This is a genomic window from Pseudomonas cichorii, from assembly GCF_019719005.1.
GTDB lineage: Bacteria > Pseudomonadota > Gammaproteobacteria > Pseudomonadales > Pseudomonadaceae > Aquipseudomonas > Aquipseudomonas cichorii_E.
In genome coordinates, this window is the sequence record NZ_JAIGPJ010000050.1 from 14582 (window position 1) to 30118 (window position 15537).

Annotated in this window: 16 protein-coding genes; 12 read left to right on the forward strand and 4 right to left on the reverse strand. The window is 60.0% G+C overall.

Features of this window, described 5'->3' with window-relative positions; translation table 11 throughout:
• Position 1: 1 nt before the first annotated feature.
• Genes K5D32_RS24175 through K5D32_RS24200 form a run of 6 tightly spaced genes read left to right on the forward strand, consistent with a single transcriptional unit; the run spans position 2 to position 3605 of the window.
• Positions 2-439 (forward strand): prepilin-type N-terminal cleavage/methylation domain-containing protein, encoded by a 438-nt coding sequence (locus K5D32_RS24175; RefSeq protein WP_221578710.1) that lies wholly within the window; start codon positions 2-4, stop codon positions 437-439.
• Positions 436-801 carry a type II secretion system protein gene (locus tag K5D32_RS24180; RefSeq protein ID WP_221602080.1) on the forward strand — a complete coding sequence of 122 codons (366 nt, stop codon included), beginning with the start codon at positions 436-438 and terminating at the stop codon, positions 799-801. Before K5D32_RS24175 ends, K5D32_RS24180 begins: the two co-directional genes overlap by 4 nt.
• Positions 798-1388: a PilW family protein gene (locus tag K5D32_RS24185; RefSeq protein WP_221602083.1), complete on the forward strand. Its 591-nt coding sequence runs from the start codon at positions 798-800 to the stop codon at positions 1386-1388. Before K5D32_RS24180 ends, K5D32_RS24185 begins: the two co-directional genes overlap by 4 nt.
• The gene (locus K5D32_RS24190; protein ID WP_221602086.1) at positions 1385-2500 is read left to right on the forward strand and encodes a type II secretion system protein GspL; all 1116 of its coding nucleotides are present in this window, start codon (positions 1385-1387) and stop codon (positions 2498-2500) included. Before K5D32_RS24185 ends, K5D32_RS24190 begins: the two co-directional genes overlap by 4 nt.
• A complete protein-coding gene (gspM, locus tag K5D32_RS24195; protein WP_221602088.1) occupies positions 2497-2934 on the forward strand; it encodes a type II secretion system protein GspM in 438 nt (145 codons plus the stop codon). Before K5D32_RS24190 ends, gspM begins: the two co-directional genes overlap by 4 nt.
• The gene (locus K5D32_RS24200) at positions 2931-3605 is read left to right on the forward strand and encodes a type II secretion system protein N (RefSeq protein WP_221602090.1); all 675 of its coding nucleotides are present in this window, start codon (positions 2931-2933) and stop codon (positions 3603-3605) included. The genes gspM and K5D32_RS24200 overlap by 4 nt, the downstream gene beginning before the upstream one ends.
• 3 nt (positions 3606-3608) lie before the next feature.
• On the opposite strand, the gene K5D32_RS24205 is transcribed toward K5D32_RS24200, so the two are convergent.
• Positions 3609-4064 (reverse strand): DUF721 domain-containing protein, encoded by a 456-nt coding sequence (locus tag K5D32_RS24205; RefSeq protein WP_221578704.1) that lies wholly within the window; start codon positions 4062-4064, stop codon positions 3609-3611.
• A 307-nt stretch (positions 4065-4371) separates the two neighbouring features.
• Here K5D32_RS24205 and secA point away from each other — a divergent pair, with 307 nt between their 5' ends.
• From secA to K5D32_RS24225, 4 genes are all read left to right on the forward strand, one after another.
• Positions 4372-7113, forward strand: coding sequence for a preprotein translocase subunit SecA (gene secA, locus K5D32_RS24210; protein WP_221578703.1), 2742 nt, complete (start codon positions 4372-4374; stop codon positions 7111-7113).
• 111 nt (positions 7114-7224) lie between these two features.
• Complete coding sequence (gene argJ, locus K5D32_RS24215; protein WP_025261706.1) at positions 7225-8442, forward strand: bifunctional glutamate N-acetyltransferase/amino-acid acetyltransferase ArgJ; 1218 nt, start codon at positions 7225-7227, stop codon at positions 8440-8442.
• Positions 8443-8513: 71 nt separating this feature from the next.
• The gene (locus K5D32_RS24220) at positions 8514-9146 is read left to right on the forward strand and encodes a glutathione S-transferase family protein (protein WP_221602092.1); all 633 of its coding nucleotides are present in this window, start codon (positions 8514-8516) and stop codon (positions 9144-9146) included.
• Positions 9143-10087 (forward strand): Nudix family hydrolase, encoded by a 945-nt coding sequence (locus tag K5D32_RS24225; protein ID WP_221602094.1) that lies wholly within the window; start codon positions 9143-9145, stop codon positions 10085-10087. The genes K5D32_RS24220 and K5D32_RS24225 overlap by 4 nt, the downstream gene beginning before the upstream one ends.
• Before the next feature lie 156 nt (positions 10088-10243).
• Here K5D32_RS24225 and K5D32_RS24230 read toward each other — a convergent pair whose 3' ends face one another.
• Genes K5D32_RS24230 through K5D32_RS24240 form a run of 3 tightly spaced genes read right to left on the reverse strand, consistent with a single transcriptional unit; the run spans position 10244 to position 13848 of the window.
• On the reverse strand, positions 10244-10828 hold the full coding sequence (locus tag K5D32_RS24230; protein WP_221602097.1) for a cob(I)yrinic acid a,c-diamide adenosyltransferase: 585 nt from the start codon (positions 10826-10828) through the stop codon (positions 10244-10246).
• A gap of 15 nt (positions 10829-10843) precedes the next feature.
• Positions 10844-12883: an ATP-binding protein gene (locus K5D32_RS24235; protein WP_221602099.1), complete on the reverse strand. Its 2040-nt coding sequence runs from the start codon at positions 12881-12883 to the stop codon at positions 10844-10846.
• A gap of 44 nt (positions 12884-12927) precedes the next feature.
• Entirely contained in the window at positions 12928-13848 is a 921-nt protein-coding gene (locus K5D32_RS24240) for a putative 2-dehydropantoate 2-reductase (protein ID WP_221602101.1), read from the reverse strand.
• A 171-nt stretch (positions 13849-14019) separates the two neighbouring features.
• Between K5D32_RS24240 and K5D32_RS24245 the strand changes: the two genes are divergently transcribed.
• Together K5D32_RS24245 and K5D32_RS24250 are read left to right on the forward strand one after the other, a co-directional pair.
• A complete protein-coding gene (locus K5D32_RS24245) occupies positions 14020-14499 on the forward strand; it encodes a YajQ family cyclic di-GMP-binding protein (RefSeq protein ID WP_025261700.1) in 480 nt (159 codons plus the stop codon).
• A 122-nt stretch (positions 14500-14621) separates the two neighbouring features.
• Positions 14622-15452, forward strand: coding sequence for a mechanosensitive ion channel family protein (locus K5D32_RS24250; RefSeq protein WP_025261699.1), 831 nt, complete (start codon positions 14622-14624; stop codon positions 15450-15452).
• The last annotated feature ends 85 nt before the right edge of the window (positions 15453-15537 follow it).

Here is a 15537-nt window from a genome sequence, read left to right on the forward strand (position 1 = left end):
CGTGAAGGTTTCGCAGGGCTTTTCATTGCTGGAGATTCTGGTGGTGTTGCTGATCATCGGGTTGTTCAGTGCCCTGAGCGTGGCCTGGCTGGATTCAGGCCATGCACCGATGCAGCAGGCCCTGGAAAAACTGGCGGCCGAGGCCCGCACTCAAGCGGCGCAGGCGCGGCATAGCGGTCAGGTATCGGGAATGCGCTGGAATGGTCGTCAGCCGGAGTTCGTCCGCAAGGACCAGACCCGCTGGATCGTGGATACGTCGCCCATGACGTCCTGGCCTGAAGGATTACAGGCGGACTGGCCGGTGTCTGACGAGCCCCGCGTGATATTCACGCCATCGGGCGTGGCCACAGCGGTCAATCTGAACTGGCACTGGCCCGAAGGGCGACAGCGTTGGGAGTGGCGCACCGACAACAGCCTGACCCAGGTCAAGCTGCCATGAAACGCCAGCGCGGTTTCACCCTGTTGGAAGTGATGGTGGCGCTGGGCATCGCGGCGGTCATGACCATGATGGTCAGCCAGATGCTGCGCCAGCGCATCACCGTGCATCAGGCCGTTCAGCAACATCGACTCGGTGCCCTGTGTGCCCGTGAGCTGGAGGCGCGTTTCGGTGTCGAGCGCTACTGGCCGCAGATCAACAAGGTCAGTGGCGAGTTGCAGCAGGGCGACAGAGTTTGTTACTGGCGCATGACCCTGGGCATGACCGGTGTTCAGCATTTGCGTCGTGGTGAACTGGCGCTGTTCGCCGCCCGTGACGAGCGCGAGCCGCTTGGCAGTTACACCGTCTTTCTGGTGCGGCCGTGAGTCGTGGCCAGCGCGGGCTGACCCTGATCGAATTGCTGGTGGCCATGGCGCTGACGGCGGTGGTCGGTGTGGTGCTGGCTGCGCTGGTGAATGGCTGGATCAAGGTTCGCGAGCGCCTGGCCGAGCCGGGCAATGAGCCGGTGGTGCTGGAGTTTTGCCTGGCGCTGGAGCGGCGTCTGGATTCGCTGGTGCTGCGCCGTTTGTATGAAAAGCGCCTGCCGTTGCCGGTGAGCTGGCTCGATTGGGACCCGGCCGCGAATCAACTGGGTTGGGTCGCCATGACCGCCTTGCCCGAGGCTGAAGGCCAGTCGAGATCCCAGCGGCAACGGCTGGAGTTCAATGAGCGGGAGCGGCGTTTGAGCCTGTGGACATCGGCTGATCTGTATGCGGTCGGCGCGCCTCGTTGGGAGCGTCGCGAACATCTGGATGAGGTCGACAAGGTCAGTTTCAGTTTTTATCAGGGGACCCGCTGGCTGGCGTTCCCTTCCACTGTCGCACTTCAGCCCGACCGGGGCGTGCGACTCGAATTCGAGCGTCATGGAGCGCCTTATGTCTGCACCTTCAGCTTGCCCGATAGCCGCCCATGATGTTTGAACGCTGGAGTCTCAAACGCCGTGCGCAGCGTCATTGGTTGCTGCTGCGTCCTGCCGCCTCGGGTGCCTGGCAATGGCGGCGTCTGCCGGGAACCGAGCAGGGCGACTGGCCGCCGCCAGCGCATTTTCTGCAGGACACCCTCGCGTTGATCATGCCCGCCGCGCAGTGCAGCCATTTTCAGGTGCCTGCGCCACCGGGACTCAGGCCTCATGAGTGGCCGATGTTACTGGAGGACCTGCTGCAACAGCCTGCCGAAGCGGTGCAGGTCAGTTGCCTGTCGCGGGTTGCCGGGCATCTGGAATTGCTGGTGGTGGAGCGCGCACAGGTTCAGCGCTGGCTGAGCGAGTGCGAAGCGCTGGGCGTAGCGCCCGATTACCTGTGGGCCGAGTTGCAATTGCTGCCGACGCAGGCCGCAGGCGAGATGCTGCGCTGGTCGCGTCCTGAAGTCAGTTGTCTGATACGCGGCGCTGACAATGGCGTGCAACATTGGCTGATATGGCCGGATGTGCTGGGTGAGCCGCCTGAAGACTGGCGACAGCCGTGCGAGGAAGTGAGCGGGCCTTGGCCTTCCCAATGGGCAGCGTTGAGTCGTTTGCCCAATCTGTTGGGACGCTCGGGTAATCGTCGTCCAAAAGCTCAGCGTCGGGCGTTGCCATTTGGCAGAACCCGGCTTCGTCTGGCAGGTGTTTGTGCTGCGCTGGCTCTCGGTTGGGGCGTGCTGGCGTTGGGGCAGTTCTGGCAGCAGGTGCCGGTCTGGAAAGCTCAGGTTGAAGCCTTGACCGGTCCGGTCAGCAGCGCCCAGCAGGGGGCGAGAGTGTTGTCTCGTCTTCAGGCGCAGCAGACCGACTGGCGAAGCCGTCAGCAGCAGATCGTCGAACTGGAACAGGCCATGGCGCTGTGGCTCGACAGCCACAAGGACTGGGGCGTGTCCGGCACTTACTTCGATGGGCGAACCCTGCGACTGGTGCTGAGCGGCAATGCTTCACCTCCAGACACGACTCATTGGCAGGCCATGGCCAAGGCGGCGGGGGCGAAGGTCAGCGTTGAGGCCAATGAAAAAAACTCCCTGCTGACGCTCAATTTCAATCTGGATGGGCAGCCATGAATGCATTGATTCAGCGGGCTTCAAACGCTTTCGCCGCCTTGCCGCCTGCCCGGCGTTACGCTCTGTTGGCGGGTTGGGTCGTTGTGCTGACGTTATTGCTGGTGCTGATCGGCCGTCCCTTGCTGGCCTGGGGCAAGGACCTGCGTCAGTGGCCCCTTCTGGCGCAGCAGGCTCAGGCGCTGAGCCCCGGCCCGACGTTTACTGCCGAATACTGGCAGGCGCTGGCCGGTGCCCGAGGGCTGGTACTGACACGGGTCGAGCAGCGAGGCGATATCTGGCAGTTGCAAGGCGAGTTGAGCCGCGCCGAACCTCTGGCGCAACTGATGCGCAGCATTCAGGAGCAAGGCGGGCGACCGCTGCGCTGGAGCCTCGAACAGGGTCATCAGAGTCTGGTGTTCAGCCTGGATGTCGGGCGTGCGGGGAGGCTTCCATGAGCCGCACGTTATGGATGCTCGGCGCGCTGGTGTTTGTCCTGACGCTTGTGCTGAATATGCCCGCCGCCTTTCTGGTCCGTTTCGTCCAGTGGACGCCTGGCTGGCAGCCGCAGGGCGTTGCCGGGACCCTGTGGTACGGACGAGCCGAGCGACTGGGGAGCGTCGGGCCTGTGAGCTGGAACCTTCGGCCCTGGATGGGACAAGGCCTGGTGAGCGCCGGATTTCAGCAGCAAGTCTGGGAACTCAAGTTGCAAGGCTGGCCCTGGGCGTGGGCTGCCGAGCTTGCGCCCGCTGGCAGTCTTGTTACCCCGGCCATGGCCTACGTCGTGGATGGTCGCTGGCAAGGGCGTTTGCTGATGCAGGGCCGTGGCGCGAAATGTACGTCTGGTGAAGGGAGTCTTGAAGGGCAGAACCTTGCCGTGCTGTCGCCCTGGATGGTGGTGCTGGGCAACGCTCACCTCAGGCTTGAGTGTCGGGATGGATTGAAACTGTTGGCCGATATCCGGCGCGAGGGGGAGCATCGTTTCGAGATCGGTCTGGAACCAGTAACCCGTCGGATGAAGGTGAGCGGTCAGGTCGAACCGACGGCGATGGTGACACCGCTGCTGGTTCAGGCCGGGATGCTCAAGGCGGGCTCGTCGCAATTTGAAACGGTTTTGGGCAAGCGCTGACGCTTACTTCTTGTCCTTGGCGTGACTGGCCAGACGCTCCAGCGCGGCGCGCAATTTCGGGTCGCTGATCCCGTCTGCGGTGGCCTGGATACTTTCCGCCGCGGCAGGCGACAGGTCGATGGTGTGACCGACGGCACCCCTGGCCACGGTGGGAGGCTGTACCTTGAAGATAATCCGCATCAGGCTGGCGAACTCGTCGAAAGCGACCAATTGCCGCTGCAGACGCTTTTGCTGATAGCGCAGGCGCGTTGCCCAGTGGCCGTCAGTCACGATCAGCAACAGGGTACCTTCGCGCCACGAAGCTACATGGCAGTGTTCCCGTGCGGCAGGCTGCAACTGGCTTTCGAGCAGGCGCTGAAGGTGGCTCAGACGCTCGGCATGGCGAAAAATGGCCTTGAGCGGCTTGGCGTCGCGCAGCAGGACGGCGGGGGCTCTGGCAGTGAGGGGACGAAAGGCCATGGGTGCGTTGCCGGGGGATGACAAAGTCTTCATGTTAACAGAAAGCGTTCTTGCAGCTTCGTTCAGAGGGCTTTCCGTGCTTTTATATGCAAATCAACGAGTAACTTCGGCCCTTGACGGGTTGAAGTGCTGAATAATGGCCCCATTGTAAGACTGCCCCGTAACAGCGCTGTGCCAGCATCGTGGAATAACGCCACTTTCCTCACCACCGTTTCCGGGTAGAATGCTCGTTCGCATGCGGCCATGAGGCTGCACGGGCGACTCACGGGGCCGCCCTCCATTCCTATGTGTGGAAGATCCTGTCGATATGTTTGCGCCTTTGTTAAAAAAACTTTTTGGAAGCAAGAACGAGCGTGAAGTCAAACGCATGCTCAAGACGGTACAAGTCGTCAATGCCTTCGAAGAGCAAATGGTGGCCCTTTCGGACGAGCAACTGCGTGCCAAGACCGAAGAGTTCAAGGCCCGCATAGCCAAAGGCGAGACCCTCGATAAGCTCCTTCCAGAAGCTTTCGCGGTTGCGCGTGAAGCGGGCAAGCGTGTCATGGGCATGCGCCACTTCGACGTCCAGTTGATCGGCGGCATGACCCTGCACGAAGGTCAGATCGCTGAAATGCGTACCGGTGAAGGTAAAACCCTGGTAGGTACGCTGGCTGTTTACCTGAACGCACTGGCCGGCAAGGGCGTCCACGTGGTTACCGTGAACGACTACCTGGCTCGTCGTGACGCCAACTGGATGCGTCCGCTGTACGAATTCCTCGGCCTGACCGTGGGGATCGTCACGCCATTCCAGCCACCGGAAGAGAAGCGCGCCGCTTACGCTGCCGACATCACTTACGGCACCAACAACGAATTCGGTTTCGACTACCTGCGCGACAACATGGCGTTCAGCATGGAAGACAAGTTCCAGCGCGAACTCAACTTCTGTGTGATCGACGAAGTCGACTCGATTCTCATCGACGAAGCCCGTACGCCGCTGATCATTTCCGGTCAGGCTGAAGACAGCTCCCGTCTGTACACCGAAATCAATCGTCTGATTCCGCGTCTTGAGCGTCACATCGAAGAGGTGGAAGGCGAGGTCACCAAGCCGGGCCACTACACCATCGACGAGAAGAGCCGTCAGGTCGAGCTGAACGAAGCCGGTCACCAGTTCATTGAAGAGCTGTTGACCGAAGTCGGTCTGCTGGCTGAAGGCGAGAGCCTGTACTCGGCGCATAACCTGGGCCTGCTGACCCACGTCTATGCCGGTCTGCGCGCTCACACGCTGTTCAACCGCAACGTCGAATACATCGTTCAGGACGGTCAGATCCTGCTGGTCGACGAGCACACCGGTCGTACCATGCCGGGGCGTCGCCTGTCCGAAGGCCTGCATCAGGCCATCGAAGCCAAGGAAAACCTGAACATTCAGGCCGAAAGCCAGACCCTGGCGTCGACCACGTTCCAGAACTACTTCCGTCTGTACAACAAACTGTCCGGCATGACCGGTACAGCCGACACCGAAGCGTTCGAGTTCCATCAGATCTACAACCTGTCGGTCATGGTCATCCCGCCGAACAAGGCCCTGGCGCGCAAGGACTTCAACGACCTCGTCTACCTGACGGCGGAAGAGAAGTACGCGGCCATCGTTACCGATATCAAGGCCTGTCTGGCCGAGAACCGTCCGGTACTGGTGGGTACAGCGACCATCGAAACCTCCGAGCACATGTCCAACCTGCTCAAGAAGGAAGGTATCGATCACAAGGTCCTGAACGCCAAGTTCCACGAGAAGGAAGCAGAAATCATCGCCCAGGCCGGTCGTCCGGGCGCGCTGACCATCGCCACCAACATGGCCGGTCGTGGTACCGACATTCTGTTGGGCGGCAACTGGGAAGTCGAAGTGGCGAACCTCGAAGACCCGACTCCCGAGCAGATCGCACAGATCAAGGCTGACTGGCAGAAACGCCATCAGCAGGTGATCGAGGCGGGCGGCCTGCACGTTATCGCTTCCGAGCGCCATGAATCGCGCCGCATCGACAACCAGTTGCGCGGTCGTGCCGGTCGTCAGGGCGATACCGGTTCCAGCCGTTTCTATCTGTCGCTTGAAGACAGCCTGATGCGCATCTTTGCCTCTGACCGGGTGAAGAACTTCATGAAAGCCCTGGGCATGCAGTCCGGCGAAGCGATCGAGCACCGCATGGTGACCAACGCTATCGAAAAGGCCCAGCGCAAGGTAGAAGGTCGCAACTTCGACATCCGCAAGCAATTGCTCGAGTTCGACGACGTTGCCAACGAGCAGCGTAAAGTGATCTACCACATGCGTAACAGCCTGCTGGCGGCCACCAACATCGGTGACACCATCAGCGACTTCCGCGAAGAAGTGCTCAGTGGTCTGATCAGCCAGCACATTCCGCCACAATCGCTGCCAGAGCAGTGGGATGTGGCTGGTCTGGAAGCGTCGCTCAACAGCGATTTCGCCGTGAAACTGCCTATCCAGCAGTGGCTCGACGAAGACGATAACCTGCACGAAGAAACCCTGCGCGAGAAGATTCTGGCAGAGCTGATGGTGGCCTACACCGAGAAAGAAGATCAGGCCAGTGCCGAGGCCCTGCGTACTTTCGAGAAGCAGATCCTGCTGCGCGTTCTGGACGATCTGTGGAAAGACCACCTGTCGACCATGGACCACCTGCGTCACGGTATTCACCTGCGCGGTTACGCCCAGAAGAACCCGAAACAGGAATACAAGCGCGAGTCCTTCACCTTGTTCCAGGAGCTGCTGGATTCCATCAAGCGCGACACCATTCGCGTGCTGTCCCATGTCCAGGTTCGTCGCGAAGACCCAGAGGAAGAAGAGGCGCGTCTGCGTCGCGAATCCGAAGAACTCGCCAAGCGCATGCAGTTCGAGCATGCCGAAGCGCCAGGTCTCGATCAGCCTGCACTGGCTGAAGAGGGCGGTGATGTAGCTGTTGCCGCTGCTAGCGCACCGGTTCGCAACGACATGAAACTGGGTCGCAACGAGTTGTGCTGGTGTGGTTCAGGCAAGAAGTTCAAGCACTGTCACGGCCAGATCGGCTAAGGCTCTGACGCTGTAATACCCGCGCCGCGACCGGCTTACCCGTCGCGGCGTTTTTTCATTAGATTGCCGTACCGATACGGACGGCGCAGATACTGCTCAAGGAGCGCACCCATGGCTGTTGGTCTTGGTCCTTTGCCTACATTGCACCCGGTTCCCGGTTTTGAACTGGGTATTGCTTCTGCCGGCATCAAACGCCCGGGTCGCAAGGACGTTGTAGTCATGCGATGTGCCGAAGGTTCCAGTGTTGCCGGCGTGTTCACCCTGAACGCGTTCTGCGCCGCGCCAGTCATCCTGGCCAAACAGCGCGTACAAGGCCCTGTGCGTTACCTGCTGACCAACACCGGCAACGCCAACGCCGGTACCGGTGAGCCAGGCCTGGCGGCTGCGACCCGCACCTGTGCCCGTCTTGCAGAACTGACAGGCGTCGATGCCAGCGCTGTGCTGCCTTATTCCACCGGCGTCATCGGCGAGCCGTTGCCTGTGGAAAAGATCGAAGGCGCCTTGCAGGCCGCTCTTGATGATCTGTCTGTGGATAACTGGGCTGCTGCCGCGACCGGCATCATGACCACCGACACCCTGCCAAAAGGCGCGAGCCGTCAGTTCCAGTACGAGGGCGTCACCGTCACCGTGACTGGCATCAGCAAGGGCGCGGGCATGATCCGTCCGAACATGGCGACCATGCTCGGTTACATCGCGACCGACGCCAAGGTTTCCCAGAGCGTATTGCAGGACCTGATCCGCGATGGCGCGAACAAGTCGTTCAACCGCATCACCATCGATGGCGACACTTCAACCAACGACTGCTGCATGCTGATCGCCACCGGTCAGGCCGACGTACCTGCCGTGACCGAAGCCAAGGGCCCGCTGTTCGAAGCCTTGAAGAAAGCGGTCTTTGACGTCTGCATGGAAGTGGCCCAGGCCATCGTGCGTGACGGCGAAGGCGCGACCAAGTTTGTGACCGTTGAAGTCAATGGCGGTGGTAACCACCAGGAATGCCTGGATGTCGGCTATGCCGTGGCTCACTCGCCTCTGATCAAGACCGCGCTGTTCGCTTCCGACCCTAACTGGGGCCGTATCCTGGCGGCGGTGGGTCGTGCAGGCGTACCGGATCTGGACGTGAGCAAGATCGACGTGTTCCTGGGCAACGTGTGTATCGCCAGCAAAGGCTGCCGCGCCACGACCTACACTGAGGAACAGGGTTCGGCAGTCATGGCTCAGGAAGAAATCACCATCCGTATCGAGCTGGGCCGCGGCGATTGCAGCGAAACGATCTGGACCACCGACCTGTCCCACGAGTACGTGAAGATCAACGCCGAATACCGCACCTGATCCCCATCCTGTAGGAGCGACCGGGCGGTCGCTCCTAGGGCCTTGAGCCATCTGATTCCGGAGCCAACGACATGTCTCTGCACCTCATCATCGGCGACAAACGTTATTCCTCCTGGTCGCTGCGCCCCTGGCTGGTGCTGGCAATGACCGGCGCGCCTTACACCGATCAGGTGATTCGCCTGAACAAGCCGGACACCCGCAAACAGATTCTTGAATATTCGCCAACCGGCAAGGTTCCCGCGCTGCAATGCGAGCACGGGACCATCATTGATTCCCTGGCGATTTGCGAATACCTGAACGAGCGTTTTCCCGAAGCCAACCTCTGGCCACGTGATACCGCCGCCCGTGCCCAGGCCCGTTCGGCCTGCGCGCAAATGCACAGTGCTTTCATGAGCCTGCGCTCCAACATGCCCATGGACCTGCAACGCGATCAGGCGCTGGAAGTCATTCCGGTCGATACGCAGCAGGACATCGACCGTATCGTTGCCCTGTGGAGCGAATGCCGTGCAGCGGCAGCCGAGAACGGCCCGTTCCTGTTCGGCCAGCCGAGCATTGCCGATGCTTTCTTTGCGCCGGTTGCCATTCGTCTGCGTGGCTACCGCGTAGCTTTGCCTGCCGAAGCGCTGGCCTATATTGAAACCCTTTACCAGTGGCCTGCCTTCCAGAGCTGGCAACAGGCTGCCTTGCAGGAGACCGATGAGTGAAACGTGTTCATGTGGCCGCCGCTGTCATTCGTGGCGCTGACGGCAGGATTCTTATCGCCAAGCGTGCAGATAACCAGCATCAGGGCGGCTTATGGGAGTTTCCCGGCGGCAAGGTTGAAGCCGGGGAGGCTGTCCAGGCCGCATTGAGCCGTGAACTGCAGGAAGAACTGGGGATTGATGTGACTGCGGCGCGTCCGCTGATCAAGATCCAGCACGATTACCCGGACAAGCAGGTCTTGCTGGATGTCTGGGAAGTCTCGGCCTTTACCGGCGAGCCCCATGGTGCCGAAGGTCAGCCATTGGTCTGGGCCAGCCAGCGCGAACTGGCCGGTTACGAATTCCCTGCGGCCAACAAACCGATTGTTGCGGCGGCACGTTTGCCCAGCGAGTACCTGATTACGCCTGAAGGTCTGGAAACCTCCGAGCTGCTGCGTGGCATGCAGAAAGCCATTGCAGGCGGCATCAAGCTGGTCCAGTTGCGTGCGCCGGGTGGCTATGACCCGCAATACCGCGACTTGGCCGTGGATGCAGTGGGTTTGTGCGCAGGCAAGGCTCAACTGATGCTCAAGGGACCTCTGGAATGGCTGGGTGATTTCCCGTCCGCCGGATGGCACCTGACGGCAGAGCAACTGCGCAAGTACGCCAGCCGTGGTCGTCCATTCCCCGAAGATCGCTGGCTGGCAGCTTCCTGCCATAACGCTGAAGAGCTGGCACTGGCCGAGCAGATGGGCGTGGATTTCGTCACCCTTTCACCGGTCCAGCCGACCCAGACGCATCCAGACGCACAGCCGCTGGGCTGGGAAGAAGCCTCCCGCCTGATCGCTGGCTTCACCAAACCGGTATTCCTGCTGGGCGGTGTCGGTCCCGACGAGCGTCAGCGCGCCTGGGAAAGCGGCGCACAAGGCGTAGCCGGAATCCGCGCCTTCTGGCCAGGAGCGTAACGGCCTTCTCGCTGGATTGATGGTGAACACAACCTGTGGGAGGGGCCTTGGCCGCGACAGTCAGTTGAAGGCGCTGAAAATGTGTTGCCCTCAAGCTGGTCGTCGCGGCCAAGGCTCCTCTCACAAGTGATAGATGATCGGCATTACACCTGCGGGTCAGGTCTTGTCTGGCTTGGGAGCAGGTTGCCAGAGAATTTCCGCAATCCCTTGTCGCCTGGCAATGATGCGGGCGGCAACGAACAGTAAGTCCGACAGCCGATTGATATACGCCAGTCCGACACCGGTCAGCGGCTCCTGTGCATTGAGGTGCTGGCAGCGTCGCTCGGCGCTGCGAGCCAGGCTGCGGCAGACGTGGGCCTGGGCGATCAGCATCGAGCCACCGGGCAGGATGAAGTTTTCCAGTGGCCCGACTTCCTCGTTCCACACATCGATAGCGGCTTCCAGTCGCTCGACTTCAGCCGCATTCAGCGCCTGATAGGCCGGCATGGCCAGTTCGCCGCCCAGGTCGAACAGGCGATGCTGACAAGGGCTCAACACCTCGATCACTTCATTGAGCGCAGGAATGTGCTGCGCTTGCTCGTTCAGCCTGGCCAGCAGCAGTCCCAACTGACTGTTGAGGGTATCGACTTCACCGATGGCCTCGACACGCGGATGATCCTTGGGCACTCGACGGCCATCGCCCAGCCCGGTTTCCCCGGCATCGCCGGTGCGTGTGTAAATCTTCGACAAACGAAAGCCCATCTGTATGGCTCCTGATTACAACTTTGAAATGACCTGTTGCTGCACATTTGCCTGGTTGCCCACCAGCGGCAGGCGCAGGGTAAAGCAGGTTCCCATGCCGATGGCCGATTGCACTTCCATCTGGCCTTTGTGGTTGTTGGTGATGATGAAGTACGACACCGACAGCCCCAGGCCAGTGCCCTGGCCGATTTCCTTGGTGGTGAAAAAAGGCTCGAAAGTACGCTTGCGCACGTTTTCGGCCATGCCGATGCCGTTGTCTTCGACCTGAATTTCGGCCCATGGCGGATTGAGGCGTGTGCGCAAGGTGATGCGCCCCGGCTCGACTTCGTTTTCGGGGCGCTGGTGAATGGCTTGCGCGGCGTTCTTCAGCAGGTTGAGCAGCACCTGTTCCAGTTCGTTGGGGATACAAGGCACAGGCCCCAGTTCCGGGTCGAACTGGCGGATGATGTGCTGGCCCTTGAAGTCGAAACCGATGGCCAGATCAAAGTCGTTGCCAGCGATTTCCAGCGCCTGATCGATCAGGGCGGGCAGTTCGCAAGAGGTCAACTGACGGTTGCTCAGGCGGCTGAAGTTGAGCATGTGGCTGACGATCTTGGCCGCACGTCCACCGGCCTGCTGAATGCCGTCCAGCAGTTGCGGGACGCCGCGACTGGTCAGGTAATGATTCACGGTATTGAGGTCGATGCCGTCCGATTCGGCCTGCTCAATGTTCTTCGGCAGTTCCGGCGAGAGGCGACGGCGGATGTTCTGCACGTTATGCAGGATCGCACCCAGCGGGTTATTGATCTCGTGTGCCATGCCTGCTGCCAGTCCGCCAACGGAGAGCATCTTTTCCGATTGCACCATCATTTCCTCAAGGGAAATACGCTGGGTGATGTCGTCGATACGTATCACCACGCCACGGCCTGCATCGCCTGTCAGCGGGTAGAAGGTCAGCGCATAGCTGCGAGGTTCGTCGTTCTTGATCCAGGTCACGCGCTCGATCTTGGTAACGCTATGCTGCTCAACCGTCTGCTTGATCTCGGGCAGAAACGCTCTCATCGGTTCGAAGGCAATGAAAATCGGCTGGTTGAGGGCTTCGTCCAGGGTCGTGCCGGACAGGGCGGTGGCTTCCTGATTCCATTGGGTGACATACAGTTGCTCGTCCAGAGCAATCATCGCCGAAGGCATCGAGTCGATAATGCTGTTGAGGTAGTTCTGAAAGCCGGTGAGCTTTTTCTCGATCTTGCTGCGAACCTTTACCTCCAGCTCAAGCTTGCGATTGGTGTGGCGGGTTTCCTCGGCCATGCCCTGAGCCTGGGCGTAGGCTTCCTGCGAGTCATCGCGTGCGCGCTTGAGTTGCTGCTCGCGGGCTTCGATGCGCGACAACATGGTGTTGAAGGCTTCGGCCAGTTTACCGATTTCGTCTTCGTTGCCTGGGCCTGCGCGCAGCGCATAGTTTTCTTCGCGGGTGACCTGGCGCGACAGCTCTTCGAGCTGATAGATGGGCTCGGTAATCAGGCGCCGGATCTGTCTGGCCACGACCAGCCACAGCAGCACACTGAACACCAGAATGCCCAGGCTTGCAGTCAGCGTGCCGGTATAGAACGCCGTCGGCAGTTCGCTGCTGGCCACCAGCAGCAAATGCCCCGGTGCCTGATCACCCTTGGGCACTGTGATGATTTGCGTATTGCGAAACTCTGTCAGACGCCAGCCTTCGATATCGCCGTAATGGGCGGGAAGGTGAAGCCCTTCGCCCTGTTGCATCTGCGCCAGACGATTGCCGTCGTTGTCGTAGAGCGCTGCGGCACGCAACGGCCCGTAGCTCTTGAGTTCCTTGAGCAAGGCGTTGGCATTGATCGGTGAGCTCAAGGCTTGTTCGTTGAGATTGGGGCTGCTGATCAGGCGTCCGATGGTCTGCAGGGCCTGCGGTGCCATGGCTTCCTGAGAGATGTAGTAAGCGGCGCTGATAAAGGTCAGGTTGGCGACCAGTAGCACTGTGGTCAGCAGGACCAGCAGGGCTGCCAGCAGTTTCTGGCCCACGGGCAGGTTTTCTAGGCGCTGGCGCAATGGCATGGGGCGGATCACACGCGAAGGATGAAGCAGCAGGGTAGCGTGAGCTAGTCGGTACGCAAACCCTTGCTTGCGAGATGGCTGCTCAGGCGCACCTGCAACTGCTGCAAGTGAGGCACGGGACATTGATGACGAAAGGCTGCTGCGCAGGCGTAACCGAGCAAGTAGCTGATTTCTGTGCGTCGGCCATTGGCCACGTCCTGATACATCGATGAGTAATTGGCCGCTGTAGCCTGGATCACCCGTTGCACTTCAGTGTGCAGGTCTCTTGCCGCAGCAGGCTGGCCGCAACGCTCCAGCAGGTCCGTGAGTTCGACACACAGTGTCGCCACTTCGCAGTGATGCTCCAGCAGGCCGCCGTTGCGGCAATCATGCAGAACAGTCAGGGGGTTGATGGCGCAGTTCAAGGCCAGCTTGCGCCACAGGCGCGTCAGGATATCGGGTGTCCATTCGTGGGCAATGCCGCTGTCATGCAAATCTTGCAGGAACGCGGGAGGCGTCGGTTCACGGGCATCGCCCAACCATGTGTAGCCGTGGCCTGCGAATACCACGCGCCAGTCCGATTCGCGAAAGGCGCCTTCGGTGCTCGATGCAGAAATGCAGCGGGCATGTGGAATACGTGCCGCCACCGCATCCTGGCTGCCCAGGCCGTTCTGCAGCAGGACGACTTCTGCATTGGCATGCAGGCGCGCAGCCACCTGCGCCACGGCCTGTTCGGCATCATAGGCCTTGCAGGCTACCAGCAGGCGTTCGATGGGCTCGTTGCTGTCGAGGGTCTGGGCCTGAATGAAGACCGGCTTGGCAACGCCGTTTTCCAACAGCGTCAGACAGCCGCCATTGGCCTGATAGGCTTGCAGCCGCGCTTTATTGCGCAGGACCAGCCGCACAGGCACGCCTGCACGGGCCAGCCGTGCTGCCCACAGACTGCCAAGGCTGCCTGCGCCGAGTATGTGCCAGAGGGCGGCCATCAGAGGTGCATGTCCGCAAGATTGAACGGCCTTGCAGCGATGAAATCGAAAGACGACATGAAAGGCTCGCAGTGAACGCCGGGAAAGTCTCGTTATAATGAGCGTTCTTTCATACCGTCAAGTCACGCGTGTTCGCTTTTGTCGGGCGCGCCGTTTATCTGGAGAAATTACATGCCATCGTTCGACGTAGTGTCCGAATTGGATAAACACGAAGTCACTAATGCCGTCGATAACGCCATCAAAGAGCTGGACCGTCGCTATGACCTCAAGGGCAAAGGCACTTTCGAGTTCAAGGAGCTGACTGTCACGCTCACCGCCGAGGCAGAGTTCCAGCTTGAAGCGATGATCGAAATCCTCAAGCTTGCCCTGGTCAAGCGCAAGATCGACGTGAAATGCCTTGAGGTCAAGGAGGCTTATGCTTCGGGCAAGGTGATGAAGCAGGAAGCGGTACTCAGGGAAGGTATCGACAAGGAGTTGGCCAAGAAAATTGTCGCCCATATCAAGGACGCTAAACTGAAAGTGCAGGCCGCCATTCAGGGTGAACAAGTGCGCGTCACGGGTAAAAAGCGCGATGACCTGCAAGAAGCCATTGCTTTACTGCGTACATACGACTCGGGGATGCCGCTGCAATTCAACAACTTCCGTGACTAGTGTTTCGAGCGCCCGGGAACCCTTGATTCCCGGGCATGTCCGAACACCCCTGTAGTAGACGCTGAAATGATTGTTTCCGGCAGTCCTTTCAAGATTGGTCAGTGACAGGCAGGAGAAACAAGATGGATTTGAGCGCAGAAGTCGATCAGCTGTGGAAGGTTTCACAAAGCTGGATTCCGATGATCATGCAATACGGCAGCCGTGTGCTGCTTGCGCTGGTAACACTGTGTATTGGCTGGTGGTTGATCAACCGATTGACCGGCAAGCTGGGTGCATTGCTGGCACTGCGTAATGCCGACCTGGCATTGCAGGGTTTTGTCAGCAGCCTGGCGAACATCATCCTCAAGATTCTGCTGGTGGTGAGCGTTGCGTCGATGATAGGTGTGGAAACCACATCGTTCGTCGCAGCCATCGGTGCTGCGGGTCTGGCCATTGGTCTGGCCTTGCAGGGCAGTCTGGCGAATTTCGCGGGTGGCGTGCTGATTCTGCTGTTCCGCCCGTTCCGTATCGGTGACTGGATCGAAGCTCAGGGTGTGGCGGGTACTGTCGACAGTATCCAGATTTTCCATACCGTGCTGCGCACTGGCGACAACCGCACGGTGATTATGCCCAACGGCAATCTGTCCAACGGCATCATCACCAATACCAACCGTCAGCCGACCCGCAAGATTGTGTTCGATATCGGTGTGAGCCCCGATGCCGACCTGCGTAAAGCCCTTGAGGTTCTGTTGGAGATGGCTCAGGACCCGCGTGTCCTTCAGGATCCTGCACCCCAGGCTGTGGTTGCGGCGCTGGGCGAAAACGCCATTACCCTGTCGTTGCGGGTATGGACCAAGACCGGCGATATGGGCGATGTGAGTTCGCTCTTCAATATCGAGGCCCGTGATCGCCTGAAAGCTGCTGGTATCGATATCCCTTCGCCACAACGCATGGTGCGTGTGGTTCAGGAGTAAGAGACTGCTCGATCAGATAGCTCGCTGCTCCCGGCAGCGAGCTTTTTGATGGCTACTGGCATCAAGCCTTGATGCGCAAATTCTT